14 protein-coding genes, 1 rRNA gene and 1 pseudogene are annotated in these 18,475 nt (G+C 44.3%); 3 read left to right on the top strand and 13 right to left on the bottom strand.

The features are described from left to right. Positions 1-179: 179 nt before the first annotated feature. From L21SP3_RS05155 to L21SP3_RS05125, 7 genes are all read right to left on the bottom strand, one after another. Positions 180-1,717, bottom strand: a 16S ribosomal RNA gene (locus L21SP3_RS05155). Between the two features lie 353 nt (positions 1,718-2,070). Next, a complete protein-coding gene (locus tag L21SP3_RS05150; protein WP_077539758.1) occupies positions 2,071-2,580 on the bottom strand; it encodes an O-acetyl-ADP-ribose deacetylase in 510 nt (169 codons plus the stop codon). A 47-nt stretch (positions 2,581-2,627) separates the two neighbouring features. Beyond that, positions 2,628-3,302 (bottom strand): endonuclease III domain-containing protein, encoded by a 675-nt coding sequence (locus L21SP3_RS05145; RefSeq protein WP_077541847.1) that lies wholly within the window; start codon positions 3,300-3,302, stop codon positions 2,628-2,630. A 403-nt stretch (positions 3,303-3,705) separates the two neighbouring features. Further along, entirely contained in the window at positions 3,706-4,719 is a 1,014-nt protein-coding gene (locus L21SP3_RS05140) for an SIS domain-containing protein (protein ID WP_077539756.1), read from the bottom strand. Positions 4,720-4,732: 13 nt separating this feature from the next. Then, positions 4,733-5,947 (bottom strand): 6-phosphofructokinase, encoded by a 1,215-nt coding sequence (locus L21SP3_RS05135; RefSeq protein ID WP_077539755.1) that lies wholly within the window; start codon positions 5,945-5,947, stop codon positions 4,733-4,735. Between the two features lie 16 nt (positions 5,948-5,963). Then, positions 5,964-6,716, bottom strand: coding sequence for a glutamine amidotransferase (locus L21SP3_RS05130; RefSeq protein WP_227806819.1), 753 nt, complete (start codon positions 6,714-6,716; stop codon positions 5,964-5,966). A gap of 2 nt (positions 6,717-6,718) precedes the next feature. After that, on the bottom strand, positions 6,719-7,585 hold the full coding sequence (locus tag L21SP3_RS05125; protein ID WP_077539752.1) for a PIG-L deacetylase family protein: 867 nt from the start codon (positions 7,583-7,585) through the stop codon (positions 6,719-6,721). 116 nt (positions 7,586-7,701) lie between these two features. On the opposite strand from L21SP3_RS05125, the gene L21SP3_RS05120 reads away from it, so the two are divergent. Further along, the gene (locus L21SP3_RS05120) at positions 7,702-8,595 is read left to right on the top strand and encodes an AraC family transcriptional regulator (RefSeq protein WP_077539750.1); all 894 of its coding nucleotides are present in this window, start codon (positions 7,702-7,704) and stop codon (positions 8,593-8,595) included. 99 nt (positions 8,596-8,694) lie between these two features. Here L21SP3_RS05120 and L21SP3_RS05115 read toward each other — a convergent pair whose 3' ends face one another. The 5 genes and pseudogenes from L21SP3_RS05115 to L21SP3_RS05085 all read right to left on the bottom strand — a co-directional run bounded on the left by L21SP3_RS05115 (position 8,695) and on the right by L21SP3_RS05085 (position 13,391). Further along, positions 8,695-9,444 carry a carbohydrate-binding family 9-like protein gene (locus L21SP3_RS05115; protein ID WP_227806818.1) on the bottom strand — a complete coding sequence of 250 codons (750 nt, stop codon included), beginning with the start codon at positions 9,442-9,444 and terminating at the stop codon, positions 8,695-8,697. A gap of 201 nt (positions 9,445-9,645) precedes the next feature. Then, complete coding sequence (locus tag L21SP3_RS05110) at positions 9,646-10,152, bottom strand: hypothetical protein (protein ID WP_077539748.1); 507 nt, start codon at positions 10,150-10,152, stop codon at positions 9,646-9,648. Positions 10,153-10,201: 49 nt separating this feature from the next. Continuing rightward, positions 10,202-11,345: pseudogene (locus tag L21SP3_RS12360) on the bottom strand (IS3 family transposase). Between the two features lie 127 nt (positions 11,346-11,472). Beyond that, positions 11,473-11,904, bottom strand: coding sequence for a WapI family immunity protein (locus L21SP3_RS05090; RefSeq protein ID WP_077539743.1), 432 nt, complete (start codon positions 11,902-11,904; stop codon positions 11,473-11,475). A 143-nt stretch (positions 11,905-12,047) separates the two neighbouring features. Then, on the bottom strand, positions 12,048-13,391 hold the full coding sequence (locus L21SP3_RS05085; protein WP_227806789.1) for an IS5 family transposase: 1,344 nt from the start codon (positions 13,389-13,391) through the stop codon (positions 12,048-12,050). 152 nt (positions 13,392-13,543) lie between these two features. Between L21SP3_RS05085 and L21SP3_RS05080 the strand changes: the two genes are divergently transcribed. Further along, on the top strand, positions 13,544-14,761 hold the full coding sequence (locus tag L21SP3_RS05080; protein WP_077539742.1) for a TolC family protein: 1,218 nt from the start codon (positions 13,544-13,546) through the stop codon (positions 14,759-14,761). A gap of 108 nt (positions 14,762-14,869) precedes the next feature. Here the strand turns inward: L21SP3_RS05080 and mtaB are convergent, their stop codons facing one another. Beyond that, positions 14,870-16,147 carry a tRNA (N(6)-L-threonylcarbamoyladenosine(37)-C(2))-methylthiotransferase MtaB gene (mtaB, locus tag L21SP3_RS05075; protein WP_161488107.1) on the bottom strand — a complete coding sequence of 426 codons (1,278 nt, stop codon included), beginning with the start codon at positions 16,145-16,147 and terminating at the stop codon, positions 14,870-14,872. Positions 16,148-16,220: 73 nt separating this feature from the next. On the opposite strand from mtaB, the gene pilM reads away from it, so the two are divergent. Beyond that, positions 16,221-18,467 (top strand): type IV pilus assembly protein PilM, encoded by a 2,247-nt coding sequence (pilM, locus tag L21SP3_RS05070; RefSeq protein WP_077539740.1) that lies wholly within the window; start codon positions 16,221-16,223, stop codon positions 18,465-18,467. Positions 18,468-18,475: the final 8 nt, after the last annotated feature.

The raw sequence follows: 18,475 nt of genomic DNA, 5'->3' as shown, positions 1-18,475 counted from the left end.
TTCCGAGCTGCGTTTATAATGCGGCCAAGCCTGTGGGCATTAAAAAAAGCTCGGCGATATTACTCACCGAGCTTTAAATTTCTTATCAGGGCACTGAATCGTTAAGGAGTCTGACGTAAAAGGCTAAGCAGCTAAAATTTTGGCCTAATTGCCTTACTGCTTAGTTTTTCATCCCTTAGAAAGGAGGTGATCCAGCCGCAGGTTCCCCTACGGCTACCTTGTTACGACTTAGTCCCAGTTACCGAGTTCACCGTAGGCAGCCGTCTCTCCGAAGAGTTGACAAGCCGACTTCGGGTGCTCCCGATTTCCATGACTTGACGGGCGGTGTGTACAAGGCTCAGGAACATATTCACCGCGTCATTGCTGATACGCGATTACTAGCGATTCCAACTTCATGTTCTCGAGTTGCCAGAGAACAATCCGAACTGAGGCAGACTTTGTGCGATTTGCTCAACCTCACGGCTTTGCGTCGATCTGTATCTGCCATTGTAGCACGTGTGAAGCCCTGGGCATAAAGGCCATGAGGACTTGACGTCATCCCCGCCTTCCTCCGGTTTAACACCGGCAGTCCCGTTAGAGTCCCCAGCTTAACCTGCTGGCAACTAACGGCAAGGGTTTCGCTCGTTCAAGGACTTAACCCAACATCTCACGACACGAGCTGACGACAGCCATGCAGCACCTGTGTAAGTTTCACTCTCCGAAGAGAGCAGCCCGGTCCTGTTTCCAGGAAGGCATCCAAACATGTCAAACCCAGGTAAGGTTCTGCGCGTTGCTTCGAATTAATCCACATGCTCCACCGCTTGTGTGAGCCCCCGTCAATTCCTTTGAGTTTTAGCCTTGCGACCGTACTCCCCAGGCGGTGCACTTAACACTTTTGCTACGCCCGCAATAATGTCAGAATTACTGCGAACCAGTGCACATCGTTTACGGCATGGACTACCGGGGTATCTAATCCCGTTCGCTACCCATGCTTTCGTACCTCAGCGTCAGGTCATACCCAGCGGGCCGTTTTCACCTCTGGCGTTCCTCTTCATATCTACGCATTCCACCGCTCCACGAAGAGTTCCACCCGCCCCTGTATGCCTCAAGTTTTCCAGTTCGCCCCCCAATTCCCCGGTTGAGCCGGGGGATTTCAGAGAACGCTTAGAAAACCGCCTGCGTACGCTTTAAGCCCAGTGATTCCGAACAACGCTCGCCACCTTCGTATTACCGCGGCTGCTGGCACGAAGTTAGCCGTGACTTCCTTTAGAGTAGTTCTGCTTGCGCTTACTTGCTCTTGACAGCAGTTTACACCCCGAGGGGCTTCTTCCTGCACGCGGCGTCGCTGGGTCAATCTTTCGATCATTGCCCAAGATTCGTTACTGCAGCCCTCCGTGGAGGTCCGGGCAGTGTCTCAGTCCCGATATGGCGGACCAACCTCTCAGTCCCGCTACCCGTCGTTGCCTTGGTGAGCCGTTACCTCACCAACTAACTGATAGGGAATAGGCCGCTCCGATGCCGATAAATCTTTGATTGCCTGCCCTGCAGCTGGCAATGTTATCAGGTATTACCGCCCCTTTCGGTAGAGAGCAAGCTCTCGACGCTATACCTGTGCATCGGGTACGTTACCTATCCGTTACTCATCCTTTCGCCACTAGCCATGAAAGGCTCGTGCGACTTGCATGTCTTAACCACGCCGCCAGCGTTCGTTCTGAGCCAGGATCAAACTCTTCAATTTAAATCCTTATCTCATAAATCTACTGTTTAAGCGATTTGTGTGATTTCTTTTTTACGGATGCTTCACACTCCAGTTTCTCGCAAGGAGTATGATTTATAACACACCTGTGTTATTATTTAAGCCTTAATTATGCGGTGCGAGCCGCAAAAATTAAAGCACTCCTAACGATTCTGGTCTGTACCCTGTTAAGTTGTTAAAGAACTCCTCGACAGCCTTCGCTGACAAGGAACGTGGAATTCTATAGAATTGAGAAGCTAAGTCAAACCAATTCTAAATAAAATTATGAAAAAGTTGCTGATTGACTCATAGAGCCATAAAAAACTGTTTATTAGAAGGTGATCGTGCTTAAGAGTTTATTCTTTTGGTGCGTGTTTATAGGTTAGGTATGCAGAATCAGAGAATGCAACCATATAAATTTCCTTTACGTTTTTTGAAGTTTGAAGAAACTTACCAATCTCTCTTACTGCAATCTTCGCTGCCTCGGGCAGGGGGAAGCGGTATGCACCTGTGCTAATCGAAGGAAAGCTTACAGAACTGAGCCTGTATTCTTCTGCAAGCCTGAGGGAGTTTTTGTAGCAGTCTGCAAGGAGCTGATGCTCGTTGTAGTCTCCGCCTCTCCATACAGGCCCTACAGTATGAATTACGTATTCAGCGGGCAGGTTGTATCCCGGTGTTATTTTGGCCTCGCCGGTTTTGCAGCCGCCGAGAGTAACACATTTGGCAAGAAGCATCGGGCCTGCGGCCTTGTGAATTGCCCCGTCAACACCGCCGCCCCCGAGCAGGGTCTTATTTGCTGCGTTTACTACAGCATCAGTCTTCTGTTGTGTTATATCACCTTTTATAACTTTGAAGCTTTTTTCCATTTGCCGAACCTGAAAATCTTCACAAAACAAACGAGAAGTTTAACGTTTTACCGTCTTTTTTCAACCCCTATCTGTTTGCAGTAGGAAGTTATAGGACACTGAGAGCAAAGAGGCGAGAGTGGTTTGCATATCTGCTGGCCGTGTGCAACGATATAGGTGTTGTACCTTATCCAATGCTTTCTGGGCAGCACCTCTTCAAGCATCTGCTCTGTTTCGTATGGGGTTTTTGTCTCGATAATCCCGAGACGGTTTGATATTCGGTGCACATGCACATCAACGCATATTGCCTCTTTGCGGAATGCCTCGCCGAGCACAAGATTTGCCGTTTTCCTGCCCACCCCTTCAAAGCTCATCAGCTCCTCGAGGCTCTGAGGAACCTGTCCATCAAAGCTTTCTATAAGTTTTTTTGCGGCGGATTTTATTCGAGGGGCCTTTGTACGCCAGAAGCCTACCGGATAGATGAGTTTCTCGATATCTGCAACAGCCAGTCCTGCAAGCTTTTCCGGGGTTCCTGCTTTTTCGTAAAGCCTTTTTGATGCAGCTGCTGTTGTCTGGTCTTTCGTTCTCGAAGATAGCATGGTGGAGATAAGCACCTTGAACGGGTCTTTCTCCTGAACCGCTATAAGTGTTACGATGGGAATCTTATAGTTATCGAAAGATATACGCAGAGATTCCATAAGCCCGTCTATGTCTAATTTTTTGCCGTAAGGTGTTATTTTCATTTGAAGCTTTCTTTTCATTAAGAAAGAGCTTTTTAATTTTTATTTCAAGCAGGATGCTATTATATCGCTTCTCTGCGGGCAATAAAGCTGTTTTTGGCGGGATTCTGTTAAAATATAGGATTGAAAAGCGTTCTATTGGATATGATTAAAAGTTAATGATATTTTTCTGTCGGATAAAATAAGTAATTTAGAGCTTTGTATACATTTAATTTTGCCTCAGCAGGGTTATTGGCAGCTTAAGCGTTCGGTTTCGCCGCAGGGAGATATGCTGAGAATCCCTTCGAGATTGCCAGTTTTTTAGGGCACGCCCAAATTTTGCAGAGCAATATATCCCACAAAAAAAAGCAGATCTCCCAAAACTTATAAAGTTATGGCAGATCTGCTTTCAGGGGAGTTTTTAGCTTCAGCCTACGATTTCATTGCCCACTTTTCGTGCTCTTTCAGCTTTATCAAGTTCTATCCCAAGCCTCACGCCAACTTCGACAAGAATGTTCCAGCCAGCTGCAAGATACGTATATCCTTCTACTCCCTGCACCGGCGAAACCTTGATAGTCGGGAATATTGTTTGTTCATCTGAAACTGCTATAACATTAAGCCCAACACCGTCTGCAAGCGTTTCTTTGATCTTTTCAAGCTCTGGCTTAAAGGGGTTCATAAGGATAACAGCATCATCCTTATTCAATACTTCCTCGATTCCATGGACGGCATAAGTTCCCTCAAGGTAGTCGCTTTTCTTTCTTGTAATCTCGTTTGTTTTGAGCGTAAGCTCTTCTGCAACTCCGTCATTTCTGCCGGCAAAATAGATCGTCTCGGCATTTGCAATCGAATCAGTAATCTCGCTTGGTACATCAACTTGAAGAACATCCTGCACAGAGTGTGCAAGTTCTGAGAGCAGGGGGGAAATGCTGCTTCCTTCCACCTGCCGGATAAGCTCCTGATAGAACAGTGCCTGTTCAGCTACGCTTTTAGTTGCAGCAACTGCTTCCTCCCAACCGCAGCTCAAAACAAACGTGTCGTCGCAGATTTCGGAAAGTTTTGTGTTCTTTCTTGCGGTAAGACCATAGCAGTTTATATGTCCCTTTTCTTTAAGCTGGTTTATAAGACAAATAACTTCTTTTGTAGAGCCGCTGTTAGAGGCTCCAAACACTATACTTTTTGAGAGGTCATATTCACTTGCCTGTCTTGCGCCTTCAGTGGCAAGCTTTAATGCAGAGCCCTGAGCCATAGCATTATATATAGCATTTTTGGCAGGGAATATTCGGCTTGAACCCTCACCTGTAAGAAAAAGGCTCCCGATTTGTTTTATAGAATTTACAAGCTCCGAACAGCCTAATAATGAAAAATTTCTGATAATATCAGGCGTTTGAAGCATCTCACGGCACAATGCAAACTGGTCGTATTTTGATTGATAATTCATTTTATTTTTCCTTTCAAGCCATTAATGGAACTGGTTTATAGTTTAAAGCTGCATACTTTGGCATCTCGCCGATAAGAGGTGTTAAGTATTCAAAGAAGGCATCTGTTACAAAATTTCCTTCAGGATTGATAAATTCATCGGGCATAGGCTTTGCACTCACGGCAACTTCTGACAATGGAGCGGTAGAGGTCTTGGAGTGATAATTGAAAACATCGCCGTATCTTTCAATAGTAACCATAACACCCGTAACGCCTTTTTCTGCTAGCTGAACAGCATCTCTTCCGCAAATGTAAGCCTCTTCAATATCAAGCGATGCTGCTCTGTCCGCAGCGCACATCGGCAAAGATTCTGTGATCTGGAATTCTCCTCTGAACCCAAACTCGTTTGCAGTCATTTGGTGCAGGGCCATTGCTGCACTTGTTCCGCCCATTGCACCGAACTCAACATTATTGAATCTATCTTTCGTATCTGAGTCTGATACGGGTGTGCCGTCTGCATAAGCGATCCCTTCGCCGCAAACGATGGAGACAAAGCCGTACTGGTCATAGCATCTCTTTACATCTGCCAGAAATTTTGCCTTGTCAAAAGGGCGTTCAGGAAAGCACATTATATGAGGAGCATCAAATTCTTTTCTCTTCCCTGCCCCGCTGGCTCCGACAAGCCAGCCTGCTTCTCTTCCGATACATTGGTACACAACGAACTGGTCAACATTTTTCATATCTCTTGCAAGAATGCCCGCCTGCATTACAGAAAGTGCCATATACCTTGCCGCTGAAGGGAATCCAGGTGTATGGTCTGTCCCGAACAGATCATTATCTACAGTCTTCGGGATGCCCACAGCAATTATTTCATAGCCGCTGGACTTTGCGTAAGCTTCGATGCGATGGATCGTGTCCATTGTATCATTACCGCCGATCAGGAACATAAAACGTATGTTGTATTTAGCAAAAATTTCAATGATCTGCGGAATATCCTCATCTTTGAGTTTGTATCTGCACGAGCCTAAAGCGCTTGAAGGGGTGTTTTTGAGAGCTTTGATTGAGCTTTTAGATTCAGCTCCAAGATCGATTATATCTCCAGCCATAAAACCTTCTATCCCATAACGCATCCCATAAACGTTATCAATATTTTCAGATTTCAAAGCGTTTTCTATTACGCCTGAAAGAGATGCATTTATAACTGATGTCGGCCCGCCGGACTGGCCTATAATTGCATTGCCTTTTGCCATAATTGTCCCTTGCTTATTATATTTCTTTCATTAACCATTTAAGAATATTTCTGAAAAACTGAGCGTAATAATTGCCAACTTCAATAGCTTCTGCGCCTTCTGCCTGCGCATGTATTCGGGTTTCGCCCCAGTCAAGCAGCTGCCCTGCCCAATGCGGCGCAACATCAGAGGTAAAGGCAGCTGTTCGGCTGCTCCCGCTGGAGCCAGTAATAAGAAGCGGATAGCTTTTTTCTTCACTGAAGTTATATGAGGAGGATTCTGTCTTGCCCGCCGAAAACTTTACAGCTTTCAGGATTACATCAGAATTCGGCTTGGGCGTAACTTTGTTGAGCCCGCCTATCACAGGAGTTTGCTTGTCAAAGGGCAGCTCAGAAACTGCAGGGTGCAGGGATTCTCTTGATATCAGCAGGGGCGAGGAGCAATTCATCCTGTCATCATTTTCTGAAATACTGACAGGCAGAATTTCTGCAAGGGCAGTGTCGCTGTAATTGCCTTCCAGCCCCTGAAACGACTCCCATCCTCCTATCATTATCAAGCCCGTTCCCTGCTTTACCTTCGCCGCTAACTGCTCTAACTGGCTTGCTGTAAAATTTGAAGAAGGATAATCGCTTATCACAACAGCTTTGTAGCTGTTTTTCAGCAGATTCTCATCAAAAGGTAAGTTGGATGCGAGGTAATCAAAACTCATGCCGCTGTAAGACATAATCCCTGCAAGGTATCCTCCCTGCTGCCGGAGGTCGGTATCGCCTAAGTATAGAATGTCTTTCATGCTCATCTCTGCCTCTGCAGATAATAATGATGGCTGCGTTCAAACATCGCATAATAGGCTTCAGGATGATAAAGCTTATACTTTAATTCTCGCAGGTATTCATAAGGGCCTGAATTTTCGGCTATCTCAATGAGTGAGCTGATCTGCTTTTGTGATTTGAACATTTCCACTGCCTGCAGCTTTTTTTCAAGCAGTGAAAACGGCGCCTTAACCCGTAAATGGGGCGGTTCAGGGAAGTCGCAGTACACACCCATCTCATGGACATAAGGAACCTTTGATATAGGCTTGCCAAGCTCAGGCCATATATCGCCTGCTGCATGAAACAGGCTTATCAAAAACTCTTGATGTACGATCTTGTGGTCTGGATGTATATCACTTGAGGTAGGCAGGAAACACTGGGTGGGCGCTATGTTTCTAATCCAATAGGTGAATGAATTCTGAAGGCCTTCTGCCCCTTTAAGCGACATCTCGCCCTCATCAAACCTTCGTCCCTGACAGCTGTTTAATCGACAGTCCTGAAAGCCAAGCCAGATTATATTCTCGCGAGGTATGCCAAGAGACATATAGCATTCATAGGTCTCTTGTTTTCTGAGCTCAGCAATCGAATTTTTCTCATTCTCATCGCAATAACCCATTGAACCGTCTGTAACGACCATTATATATACAGGCACGTTTTCTTTAACAGCAAGCTGCATAAAAAGCCCTGCACCCAATAAAACATCATCGTCATGAGGGCTTACAAAAAGAAACCGTTCTCCTTTTCCCTGCCAGCTTCTTGAAACATCTGCAAGGGTTTCTCCGGTTCTTCTTTCGTCGCCGACAAGGCGGACATACTCTGTTTTTGTTTTAAATTTTTCGCTGAATATCATAATGCGCTTTCTGTTTTCAGTATTGCAATTCGCTTTTTGATTATCCCATAATTATCCTTGACTTCCATAGAGCCAAGTAACATAATAATGGATATAAGTAACTTTGGGAGAAAGCGGTGAAACAGAAAGAGCAAATAGAAAAGAAGACGCATCTTGCCCTTGAGGGAAGTGTCAATGATGAGAAATCGAAATATTTCTTTTTTGACACCAAGCCGGATACAAAAGAAAAGCTCGCTGTTGTCTTTGGCGGATACGAAGAATGCGCTCCGGATTTTGAGATACAGAGAAGAACCTACCCGTATTATGTTCTTGAGATACCAACGAAGGGCGAATGTTTTTTTGAAATTGATACGCAAGATTATAAACTCAAAAAGGGTACGATAGGGGCTTTTGCTCCTGGTACACCTCACCACTACAGGTGCAATAAGGATGACCCGATGGAGCATATCTTTCTTGCATTCACTGGCACTTACGCAAGTAAACTTTTCGAAACTGCGGGGTTGGGCAATGGCAAAGTAGTTCAAGTTACTAACTTTTCGCGAATTGATTTTCTAACTGAAGTGATCCTTGAAAAGGGTTTAGAGGAGATGGAACTTTCCTCAAGACTGTGCTCTTTGTATCTTGAGGCTGTTATTCTTGAGCAAACATTAAGCCTTTCGCCCTCTGAAAACAATCATACCTTATCACTTGAAAAATACAGGAAGTGCAAAAAGTACATTGACGGAAAATTCTCTGAAATCATTTCGCCTATGGATGTTGCAGAGGCGTGCTCGGTTAACATAAGATATATGTCAAGATTGTTTAAGAGGTATTCAAATATCACGCCTCAAGAATACATAATGAGGCTGAAGCTCAACAAGGCCGCAAGCATATTATTAACGACAAACTTGACAATTCGTGAGGTGGGCTATGAAGTAGGATTTGAAGACCCGTACCATTTCTCAAGAAACTTCAAAAAGTTTCATGGAAGCTCTCCGCTTCATTTTAAGAATACCCACATTGGGGGCTAATGATCTAATTCAGCTCGAATAATCCCCATTCAAACAAGTTAGGATTTAAGCGAAGCAGAGCCTAACTTGTAAATTAATACCGCAGACAGCAGTCAAAGCTTACTCAAAAATCAGCGTTCCAAAGAATTCAGGCCTATGGAAGTCTGGGTATGGCTTATCAACGAATGACCATGTCAGCCAGTGCGGATTAGAAGTGTTATCAGCGCATTTGTAGAAGTTAGCTTTCCATATTGTACCTGATGCCGGCTTGGTTAATGCTGAACGGCTTTCCAAGATGCTTAAAGGCAGACGATATTCCAATGTCCATGTTAAGGGCTTTTTTATCTCTTCCTTTACTAAGCCCGGAATTGAGTGAGCTATTTCTATCTGGTCGAGCTTTGCTTCGCTCATTGGTTTTGCTTCTACGCCCCGTTCGAGCTGGTGGTACATCAGTATTGTGCCTGCGCAGTTAGTTTCCAGATTGAAATAACCGTCCTTGATATTATCGCTTGGAGTGAAAAAGAACTCAACGCAGCTGTCAAGACACACAGGTGAATTATAGCCTTCAGCTTCAGCTTTAACGTATCTGTCGTCAACTTTGAATATGACGTATATGTTTTCTTGGTCATAAGCAAGCTTTGCCTTCACTTTTGGTATAAACTCAGGCTTATCCCCCATATACTGCGCAACTGTAAGCGGGTCAATGTTCTGCCAAAAAGGCTTGTTCCATTTTGCATCAATTTCCAATGGCTCATTGATGCGTTTAACTGAATATGTTTTTTCTTTATTTGCAGATATATCTAATTTACTGCATGAATTGCCGAATAAAAGTAAAGAGGCCATTATAATAAAACCCAATATCTTTTTCATTTTAAACTTTTTCTTTCGTCGAAATTAGAACTCAAATAATAAAAGGCCGTAATCAGCACATTAAAGCTGTTCGCTGCTTCACGCTGCTTAAAATCAACCAAGCTGATTCTCTGTGTTCAGCGGAGCTCTTTTATTATAAAGTATAGTCGTCCGTGCTAAATCAATATTTTTCTCACAGGCGTCTAATTATTAAGCCTGATTTTATTCGTCCCCATCCGGGCTGGTTTTTTCATCGCTTAAATTATGACTCCCCACGACTCTACCGTCATCCAATTCGTTTCTCTTTAGTGTTTTCAGGTCAACGAACATTTCTATCATATTTTTTATTCCGCCTATCAGGAGCCATATACTAACAACTACAGAAACTGCTATTAATATCCAGAACTGAAGCTGCCAGAATTTCGCCCATCCCATGGTTGTTGTATCCCCGGAGATCAAAGCATACGCTGTTCCAATTAAAAACACCGCCATCCAGCCCAGAGACCAGAAGATTGTTATAAAGTAAATAAATTTATCGCTCTTGGAAAACTCTTCTGTAACCCCGAAGATGCTCAGGCCTCGTTTAGGTTTTTCTCTTGTGTCTTCTTCTCCTTCTATTTTATATTTTCCTCTATGGAGCATTTTTTCGAGGTTGAAATTCTGTTTGCAGGTAAGCAGAGAAACCACTACATAAGTAAGTATTGCCGAAGCCATTGCTGCAGCAAACATCCATTGTCCGTTAATAGTGTGCCTCTCCCCTGTCTTTGAACAGTAATAATTAGACAAATTCCTTCAAACAGCAGTTTTTTCCTTTTGCCCCTTCAGAATTATTTTGAGGGGTGAAAGGCAAAAAACTGCGGACATACTCTACAGGAGCTTTCCCTCCCAGTGATTCGTGCCCACGCTCATAATTATATTCTATAAGCCAATCTAAAGTTAAATTACGAGCTTCTGATAAATTCTTAAAACTGTACATATCAAGTATATCCTCTCGATAACTCCGATTGAATCGTTCAATAAAACTGTTTTGCTGAGGCTTGCCTGCTTCTATACGGCGGTGCCTGATTCTGTTTCGGCAGCAGAACCTGCGAAATTGAAGGCTCCTAAATTCCGGCCCATTATCGCTGCGAATAAAGCGGGGAAACCCCGATCAGAGCCTATTAATTCAAGGCTACGAATTATGCGAAGCGAAGGTAAGCTCGTGTCGATCTCAATATCCAATGCCTCACGGTTAAACTCATCGATAACGTTGAAAGCCCTGAATGGCCGACCATTACTCAAACTATCGCTCATAAAATCAATACTCCATATCTCATTAGCTCTCGTGGCTTCTGGCATAGGTTTACGCTCTATTTGCCTTATCAAATTCTTTTTACGGTTGTTAAGCTGAAATTCATTTTCCTTATAAACACGATAAACCTTTTTGTGATTCCAGCTATATCCCTTGCGGCGGATACTGTCGAATATCTTTGGAAATCCGCGTCGAGGACGGGAATCTATTACCAGCTCTATCTGTCTTTTTACCTCAGCATCATCGTTTCTTGAAGGAGTATAGTAAAAACTGCCCCGGCTGATGCCTGCTGCTTTACAAGATGATTGCACGCATAAGCCCTTAGAATGTGCCTGCCTGGCAAAATCCTTTCGCTCGGCAGGCTTTAGAAGTTTTTTTCTATTAAATCCTTGAGAACGTTATTCTCTAATGATAAGTCCGCATACATCTTTTTGAGCTTGCCGTTCTCTCGCTCTAACTCGCGTAAACGCCTTATCTCACTGCCGCCAATACCAGAATACTTGCTCTTCCAGTTGTAAAATGTGGCACGGGATATGCCGTATTTACTGGTCAAATCACTGACCTCTAAACCGGCTTCTGACTCCTTGAGAATCGAAAGTATCTGGCTTTCACTAAACCTCGATCTTCGCATTTTAAGTTCCTTTCTAAATATTTGAGTTGGTTTATATTATTCAGGAACCGTCTAATTTAAAGTGTTCAATTCTATGGGAGAGCTACAGCCCAAAGTGTCATTTGTAATGTCCTATCATAATATTCCTTTACTGCTTTACTGGAAAATCATGTAGTACAGCATTTATCTCTTCAAGTATTTTTTTAAGATCGGGCAGAGATAGTTCAAGTTGAAATTTTAGAATATTTCCAGTTCCAAGACGGTCTGTGACCTCTCCAGCAAACTCAATATTCTGTTTTCGGTTTTTTGTTGCCCTAAAACATATCCAGGGTTCCATAGGCGAAAATGTTACAGACTCCACTTTTTTATAAAGAAACTGTTCAATTGCTTTTGATAATTGTTCAAACTCATCGCTTCTCAATAATGCGTCTGTTTTCCCTGAGAAACTCCCAACTTTAATCTTAATTTGAGTGTTCAGCCAATTTCCATCCCATTTATCCTGCTCCTGCGGATAAGTTCGTCTGGAAATCAACATATTGATACTGTCACCAGTTGTACCTATTATATTTACATTTGCCATCTTATATTACCTCCAAGCACTTGAAGAAGTAGCCCATGTTGTTACAACTTGCCCAAATTCATTAAGAATAACAACGGCATTTTCTCCTATATATTTAGTCGTTCCTGAAAAATCAATGATTTTGGGGAAACTAAAAAAATATATCAGGCTAATCGAGTCTTTAATTTGCTTTTCATTGCCAAATTTCTGTAAAATTCAATAATTTTAAGCATAAAAATATAGGCAAAAGTAAACTTCTTTAGAAGTTTACGCATATTGTACCCAAAAGCGCTGCCGAGGGCGTTCATTTTGTCCCCTTCTACACCTTTCAAGAAGTTTCTTCCCAACCTGTTGTCTTCTTTGAGGTGGCCTATCGTTGGTTCTATGCTCGATCTTCTCTTAATCCACCTCTTGATACTTCGTTTCTTTTTTCGCCAGCCCTTTTCTACAATTTCAACATTTCCAATATCTTCGCAGCCATGTTTCTTGTATCCTCCATCAACATAAACATCTCCAAGCTTTTCTCTCCCGATTAAATTCATTGTCTGCTTCAGATTAGCCCGAAGAGTATGGCCATCATAAGGGTTTCCTTCAAAGCCCAACGCTCCTACGATAAAATTATTCTTGGCAGTAGTTACAATTCCAACCTTATTTCCAAACTCATATTTCTTGTGGCTTTTGCCTTTCCCAATGCAGCAGACGTGAGGTTCGTGAATACTGTAGAGCTTATTTTTGCTTTTCTTTGTCTGGGCTAAAAGCTTCTTAGCGGCTTGAAGCAATGTATCAAAAATTATTCTTAACTGCTCATTGCCTGCTATATTCCGCTCGACCTCTTTCGTAATTCGCCGCAGGTAGTTCCTTAATTTCTTCACTTCTTTTTTAGCTCTTTTGAACTGTCTTGCACGTCGATACCTGCCCTGCATTACATACGCCCTTTTTCCAACCCTTTCGTAGCTTTGGCGAAGTTGGAGTTTTGATGCTTTTGCAAGATCTACAAGCTTAATGCGCAGTTTGTGGCAGAGTTTTGCGTCGGTCGGATAAGTGATGTTCTTCTGCTGAACGGTTGTATCTGCAACGAGCTTGTTGAAATCGTTCTTTTTGATAACCTTAAGCTTCAAGCCGGCTTTGATAGTTTCTTCGAGCAGCTCTTCAAGACCATCAGATTTTACCTTATTACGCCACTTAGTCATACTGGTTGGATCAATAGGAGGCTCGTACTGGAAGTATCTTTCGCCGCAGAAATACTGCCAGTAAGGATTCTCAACCCAGCCGGCAACGATTGCTTCATCGCTGAGATTGAAAGTGTACTTGAGATACTGAAGGCCGACCATCAGGCGAATCGGCTTGGCCGGCCTGCCTGAATCAGGACTGTATAAACTGCCAAACTTCTCTTCAAAGCGAGACCAGTTGACAACCTCTGAGAGTTGGACTAAAGAGTGATCAGGATTTACAAGAGGTTTTAATGGCTGCTGAAAGAGTAAGCCTGCTTTATTGTTTTTTGCCTTCATTATTTTGTCCCAATATTGCAATGTTTTGATAGATGTAAGATAAACACTTGCAATATTATACCATATCTCGAAAGCTTTTCAATCATATAAACCATTATCAGAAAAGAATTTAAGGAAAATTTAAAACTTTTTCAGGGGCGACTAATCAGTGTGTGGCGATAGCGCTGGATAAAAATCCTCTTCAGCGTGCGGCATCAGAAGGTGTTGCGGCAGCAAAAGCTATTGTCGGCCTGAGACGTTCATCCTATTACCCCCAGATTGACGCGACCGGCGGTTACAGCCGATGGGAAAGACATATATTCCTGCCGGAGGGGGTTACCAGGCCAGGCATGTCAAGCACCGTCGGACCAACCGAGGACTGGACGGCAAGTTTAAATCTTCGCTATAGTTTATATGACAGCGGAAAACGTCGAGCCGAACTCATGTCTGCTTTATTTCGGCAGCAGGCAAGCGAGCAAACCGCCAGAGAAATTCGCCAGGATATTATCCAGAATGTCCACAGGGCATATTACGGCTATCTGGCAGCACAGGATGCCAATCAGATTGCGAAGCAAAACCTAAGAAAAGCTGAAAATCATCTGGAAATCGCCCAAAAGCGTCGCAGCGCAGGCCAGATCCCCCAGGCAGAAGTCTTACGAGTAAAGGTTGATGTTTCAGAGGCTAATCTGTCGCTTGTGCGGACACAAAAAATGATTCGAATAGCACAGGGACAACTAAACAGGTCAATGGGTTTACCTGCTGAAATACCTGTAAGTATCAATGATCAGCACCCAGCTTTTCAGGAGCCTACGAAAAAACGTCTTTATTCAGCATTACAGAAAGCCGTATATCTGCGTCCCGAACTAAAAGCAGCCTTAAACAGGATATCAGCAGCAAAGAGTAATATTAAGGCAGCAAAAAGTGAATACGGTCCGGATGTTTCGGCAAGGGCAAGCTACGGCCGACAGGACGACGGTTTTTTCCCGAATGATGACAGCTGGATGGTCGGAATCTTCGTAGAACTGCCGCTTTTTGACGGCTTTGCCAGAGACAACAATGTCAGGCATGCTAAGGCTCAGCTTTCCGAGCAAGAGGCGCTTCTGCAAAACCTGATTCTCGAAGTTAAACAGCAGGTTTGGAATGACTTTGCAAAACTGAAAGAGGCATATCAGGCACTGGAAGCTACAAAAACTATTGTAGAAGAAGCACAGGAAGGTATGAGACTTACACAGGAAAGATATCAGGTCGGACAATCCACCACTAACGATCTGCTCGACGCCCGTACCGCCCTGGTCAGGGCTGAAGGCAACAGGGCACAAGCCGGGTGGGATTATTATACAGCACTGTCCGATTTCCACCGAGCTGTTGGTACTTTTAACTTTGACCTATAAACGAGATCCTTATGTTGTTCGTATAGATTGAATTGGGTTAAGTTCTGTGGAGCGGAATAAAAGGGTGCGTCCTCTAGGTTTGCGTTAATTGATCATGCAAGATTATTTTCATTCGAAGAGCGGTTTTGCCTCTTTCCCGCCGGGCAGGATTTCTGAACGCACCAGCTTGCCTCTCTCAAAGCAGCCTTCAGTGAGTTTTATGTCGAGATATCTCTCGCACTTGCCGCTCTGGTTTTCCTGATCTTCGATTATTACTCCCGCTTCTTCTCCGACAAGAGAATCCCGGAATTCCTCAGCAAGCTTATCGCCTGTTTGTGAGAGCTTCGCTGCTCTTTGCTTAATTACCCCGGCGGGCAGATGGCCCTTCATATTTGCAGCGCCTGTTCCAGAACGCGAGGAATAGCTGAAAACGTGCATTTTCGAGAAGCCGCAATATCTGCACATCGCTAAAGAATCCTCAAAATCCGCCTCAGTTTCTCCCGGAAAACCTGCAATCAAATCAGTAGTAACTGCCGGCTTATGCAGGCTTGATTTTATTAGATCAATCTTATGCCGGAAGGTTTCGCTGCTGTACTGCCTGTTCATAAGCTTCAAGACCCGGCTGCTGCCGGACTGAAGCGAGATATGGAAATGCGGGGCAAGGTTTCCGCGGCACTTATAAATCTCCATCAGCTCTTCGCTTATATCGCCCGGCTCTACAGAGCTGAGCCTGAGCCTTTCCAGCCCTGGGGTCTGCGCAACTGAATCCACGAGCTCCAGAAATTCACGGTTTACCCTCTCGTTCCAACGGTTTCTCTTTACGGTTTCTTTCCCGTACGCCCCGAGGAACACACCGGTAAGCACAATCTCCTTGTGTCCGGAATTCACAAGCTCCCGAGACTCTTTCAAGATATTGTCTAAAGGTTTTGATGAAATTTCAGTCCTGATTTTCGGTATTATGCAGTAGCTGCAGAAGCCGTCGCAGCCGTCCTGTACTTTCAGAAAAGCCCTTGTCTGCAGGCCGTAGTTTTTCAGCCCTATATCAAAAATTTTTTCGTCTGTTTTCAGTTTTCCGTAAACCTGCTCTAAAACCTGCTCAAGCGGATAATTTTTTCTTTGGAAAATAAGATTATTCAATTCCTCAGGTTTCTCTTCAGTTTTTGAATCTATAAGGCATCCGTTGGCAATAATAACGCATTCGGGGTTGGCTTTGTGTATTCGCTTTATCGCCTGCCTGCTCTTGGATGAGGCGTTTTTGGTTATGCAGCAGGTTCTCACCACAGCAATGTCGGCATTATCGGGTTTGAACGTCTGACTGAGCCCTTTTGACCGCAAAAATTGCCTAATTTGCTGACTTTCGTACTGGTTTACTTTACATCCCAGCGTAGTTATATAAAATGTTACCATACTCCAGAAGATATAAAAATTGTAACCAAAAACAAGCCCTGCTTTTTCAGGGCGGGCAAGGAGACTGTGATATATGGCATCTGGCAGCGAATACGTATGGGCTTTAGATGTGGGCAGTCGAGCCTTGAGGGCACTGCATCTCAGGTTAGACGGCGAAACCGTTGAGGTTCTTGAATCAGAACTCATCGAGCACAGGCAGCTGCTCAGCGCTCCTGAAGTGGGCGAAGAGCAGAAAGAGCAGTATGCGGCAGAAACGATAAAGAAATTCGCCTCAAAGCACGATCTTCGAGGTGAAGAGGTGGCGATATCAGTACCCGGGCAGACAAGCTTTGCCAGGTTCGTAAAGCTTCCTCCTGTAGATAAAAAGCAGCTTTCAAAGCTGGTAAGGCATGAGGCCGCTCAGCAGATTCCTTTCGACATACACGAAGTTGAATGGGATTACGAGCTGATGAGCGAGGAGGATTCCCCGGACACATCTATTGGAATCTTTGCAATCAAGAATGAGCTGGTTGAGTCTATCCTTTCCCATTACACTGAAGCCGGCATTCGTGTTAATTATGTTCAGATGGCTCCGATGGCTATCTATAACTATGCCGCCTATGAATTCCCTGATGTGCTCAAGAATCCAGGCAAGGCTATAGTTCTGCTTGATATCGGAACGGACAATACAAACCTTGTGGTATGTTCCGGAAATTCGGTATGGCAAAGATGCATACCTATGGGCGGCAATGATTTTACAGAAGCTGTCGCAGACGCATTCAAGATTGATTTTGCGAAGGCCGAAAAGCTCAAAAGGAATTCACAGTCCAGCAAGTATGCCAAGCAGATATTCCAGGCGATGCGCCGCACCTACACAGAACTTTCAGAAGAGATACAGAGATCACTTGGATACTATTCTGATGCCCACAAGGTAGATTTTGTTCGTGTGATAGGCCTTGGCGGAGGCTTTAAGCTCCAGGGGCTTGCAAAGTATCTCCAGCAGAGTCTCGGGATCAAGATGTTTATGCCCACCGAATTCAAGAAGGTTAAGCTGGGGTCGGGAGTTTCTGCGGCAAGCTTCCACCAAAACATATTAGACAACAGCGTGGCTTACGGAATCGGCCTTCAGGCATTGGGTAAAGCCCCGATAAATGCAAATCTTCTGCCTACAAACGTAGCGAGGTCTATGGCTTGGAAGCAGAAGTCTGTTTATATGTATGCAGCAGCTTTTATCTTCCTTTTAGCCTGTATTGCAGCCTTCGGGAAAAGCATGGCAGACAAGATTGCTTACAGCGCAAATCAGGATACAAGAAGAGAAGTCAAAGCGGTAATAGACAGAGCTCAGGATGCTATCAGCAAACTCGATGAGCAGAAGCAGAAGGATGAAAAGCTTGAAGAGAAAATAGCAAAGTATATGGATTACTTTGACAACAGGGATATTATACCCTCTGTTGTTCAGGGTATAGGCTTCTGTATGCCGAATGCTGAGAACAACCCAGAGCAGGCCGAGCTTTATGAGGCTTTCAAAAACGGCAACATTGAAAAGGTCAAGCAGACTCCACGTTCTGAAAGAAAGCAGATATTTGTATCGAGCCTCGTTATAGATTATACAGACAGCGTAAAAACAACCGCTTTTTCTGAGACAAGAAAGCAGACCGAGCGAGGCGGAACAGACAGAACTGCCAGCCCCTTTGGCGGAGGAGGCGGCTTCGATCCGTTTGGCGGCGGCGGAGGAGGCGGCTTCGACCCCTTCGGCGGCGGCGGAACTGTCGGCGGAATGGGCGGTATGGATACTGAGCAAAGAACCGATGAAGAAGAAACAGAAGAAGACGGCCCAGGATTTGTTGTTGTGATTGAAGGGTATTCCCCTTACAGCGAAATCGGCAAGATTATGGACCCTGCCGGCGTTGGTGATAACAAGGATAAATGGGGATTTGTTACACGCCTTGAGAATTTCAAAGAAATTTTCGAAAGGTATGACATAGAGCTCTTCCAGAAGGAATCCTCGAATCACTTTGAATATGAAACAGGCCCGGTTTCCCCAGACAGCAGCGAAATGCCTGTAGGTATCGGCGTTGAAAAAACTGTTGAGAGGTTAGACCCCGAAGAAAGCAAGGCAAAGGCCGGCCAAGATATACTCGAAGAAGAAACAGTTCTCATTGACCCTGTTACAGGGGAAGAGATGAGTAAGGTGGTAAAGACAGACGAGAGCGGCGTTATCCAATTCGACGACTACAGCGAGAAAGAGTATGTTATAAGAGACCATTGGTTCAAGCTGAAGTTCAAGTTCCTTTGGAAGGATGCCCCCGAAGCCGACTCTGAGACAGAGGTCGCTGAATAATAGATGCT

It is taken from the genome of Sedimentisphaera cyanobacteriorum, assembly GCF_001997385.1.
Taxonomy (GTDB): domain Bacteria; phylum Planctomycetota; class Phycisphaerae; order Sedimentisphaerales; family Sedimentisphaeraceae; genus Sedimentisphaera; species Sedimentisphaera cyanobacteriorum.
This window is presented reverse-complemented; position numbering and strand designations above follow the sequence as displayed.

What these genes read in the sequence shown, in the direction of transcription:
- L21SP3_RS05135 (WP_077539755.1), bottom strand. Translation starts at nt 5,947, where the DNA reads ATGGCAAAAGGCAATGCAATTATAGGCCAGTCCGGCGGGCCGACATCA.
- L21SP3_RS05110 (WP_077539748.1), bottom strand. Translation starts at nt 10,152, where the DNA reads ATGTTTGCTGCAGCAATGGCTTCGGCAATACTTACTTATGTAGTGGTT.
- L21SP3_RS05130 (WP_227806819.1), bottom strand. Translation starts at nt 6,716, where the DNA reads ATGAAAGACATTCTATACTTAGGCGATACCGACCTCCGGCAGCAGGGA.
- L21SP3_RS05125 (WP_077539752.1), bottom strand. Translation starts at nt 7,585, where the DNA reads ATGATATTCAGCGAAAAATTTAAAACAAAAACAGAGTATGTCCGCCTT.
- L21SP3_RS05145 (WP_077541847.1), bottom strand. Translation starts at nt 3,302, where the DNA reads ATGAAAATAACACCTTACGGCAAAAAATTAGACATAGACGGGCTTATG.
- mtaB (WP_161488107.1), bottom strand. Translation starts at nt 16,147, where the DNA reads ATGGTAACATTTTATATAACTACGCTGGGATGTAAAGTAAACCAGTAC.
- L21SP3_RS05150 (WP_077539758.1), bottom strand. Translation starts at nt 2,580, where the DNA reads ATGGAAAAAAGCTTCAAAGTTATAAAAGGTGATATAACACAACAGAAG.
- L21SP3_RS05085 (WP_227806789.1), bottom strand. Translation starts at nt 13,391, where the DNA reads ATGAAGGCAAAAAACAATAAAGCAGGCTTACTCTTTCAGCAGCCATTA.
- L21SP3_RS05090 (WP_077539743.1), bottom strand. Translation starts at nt 11,904, where the DNA reads ATGGCAAATGTAAATATAATAGGTACAACTGGTGACAGTATCAATATG.
- pilM (WP_077539740.1), top strand. Translation starts at nt 16,221, where the DNA reads ATGGCATCTGGCAGCGAATACGTATGGGCTTTAGATGTGGGCAGTCGA.
- L21SP3_RS05140 (WP_077539756.1), bottom strand. Translation starts at nt 4,719, where the DNA reads ATGAATTATCAATCAAAATACGACCAGTTTGCATTGTGCCGTGAGATG.
- L21SP3_RS05115 (WP_227806818.1), bottom strand. Translation starts at nt 9,444, where the DNA reads ATGAAAAAGATATTGGGTTTTATTATAATGGCCTCTTTACTTTTATTC.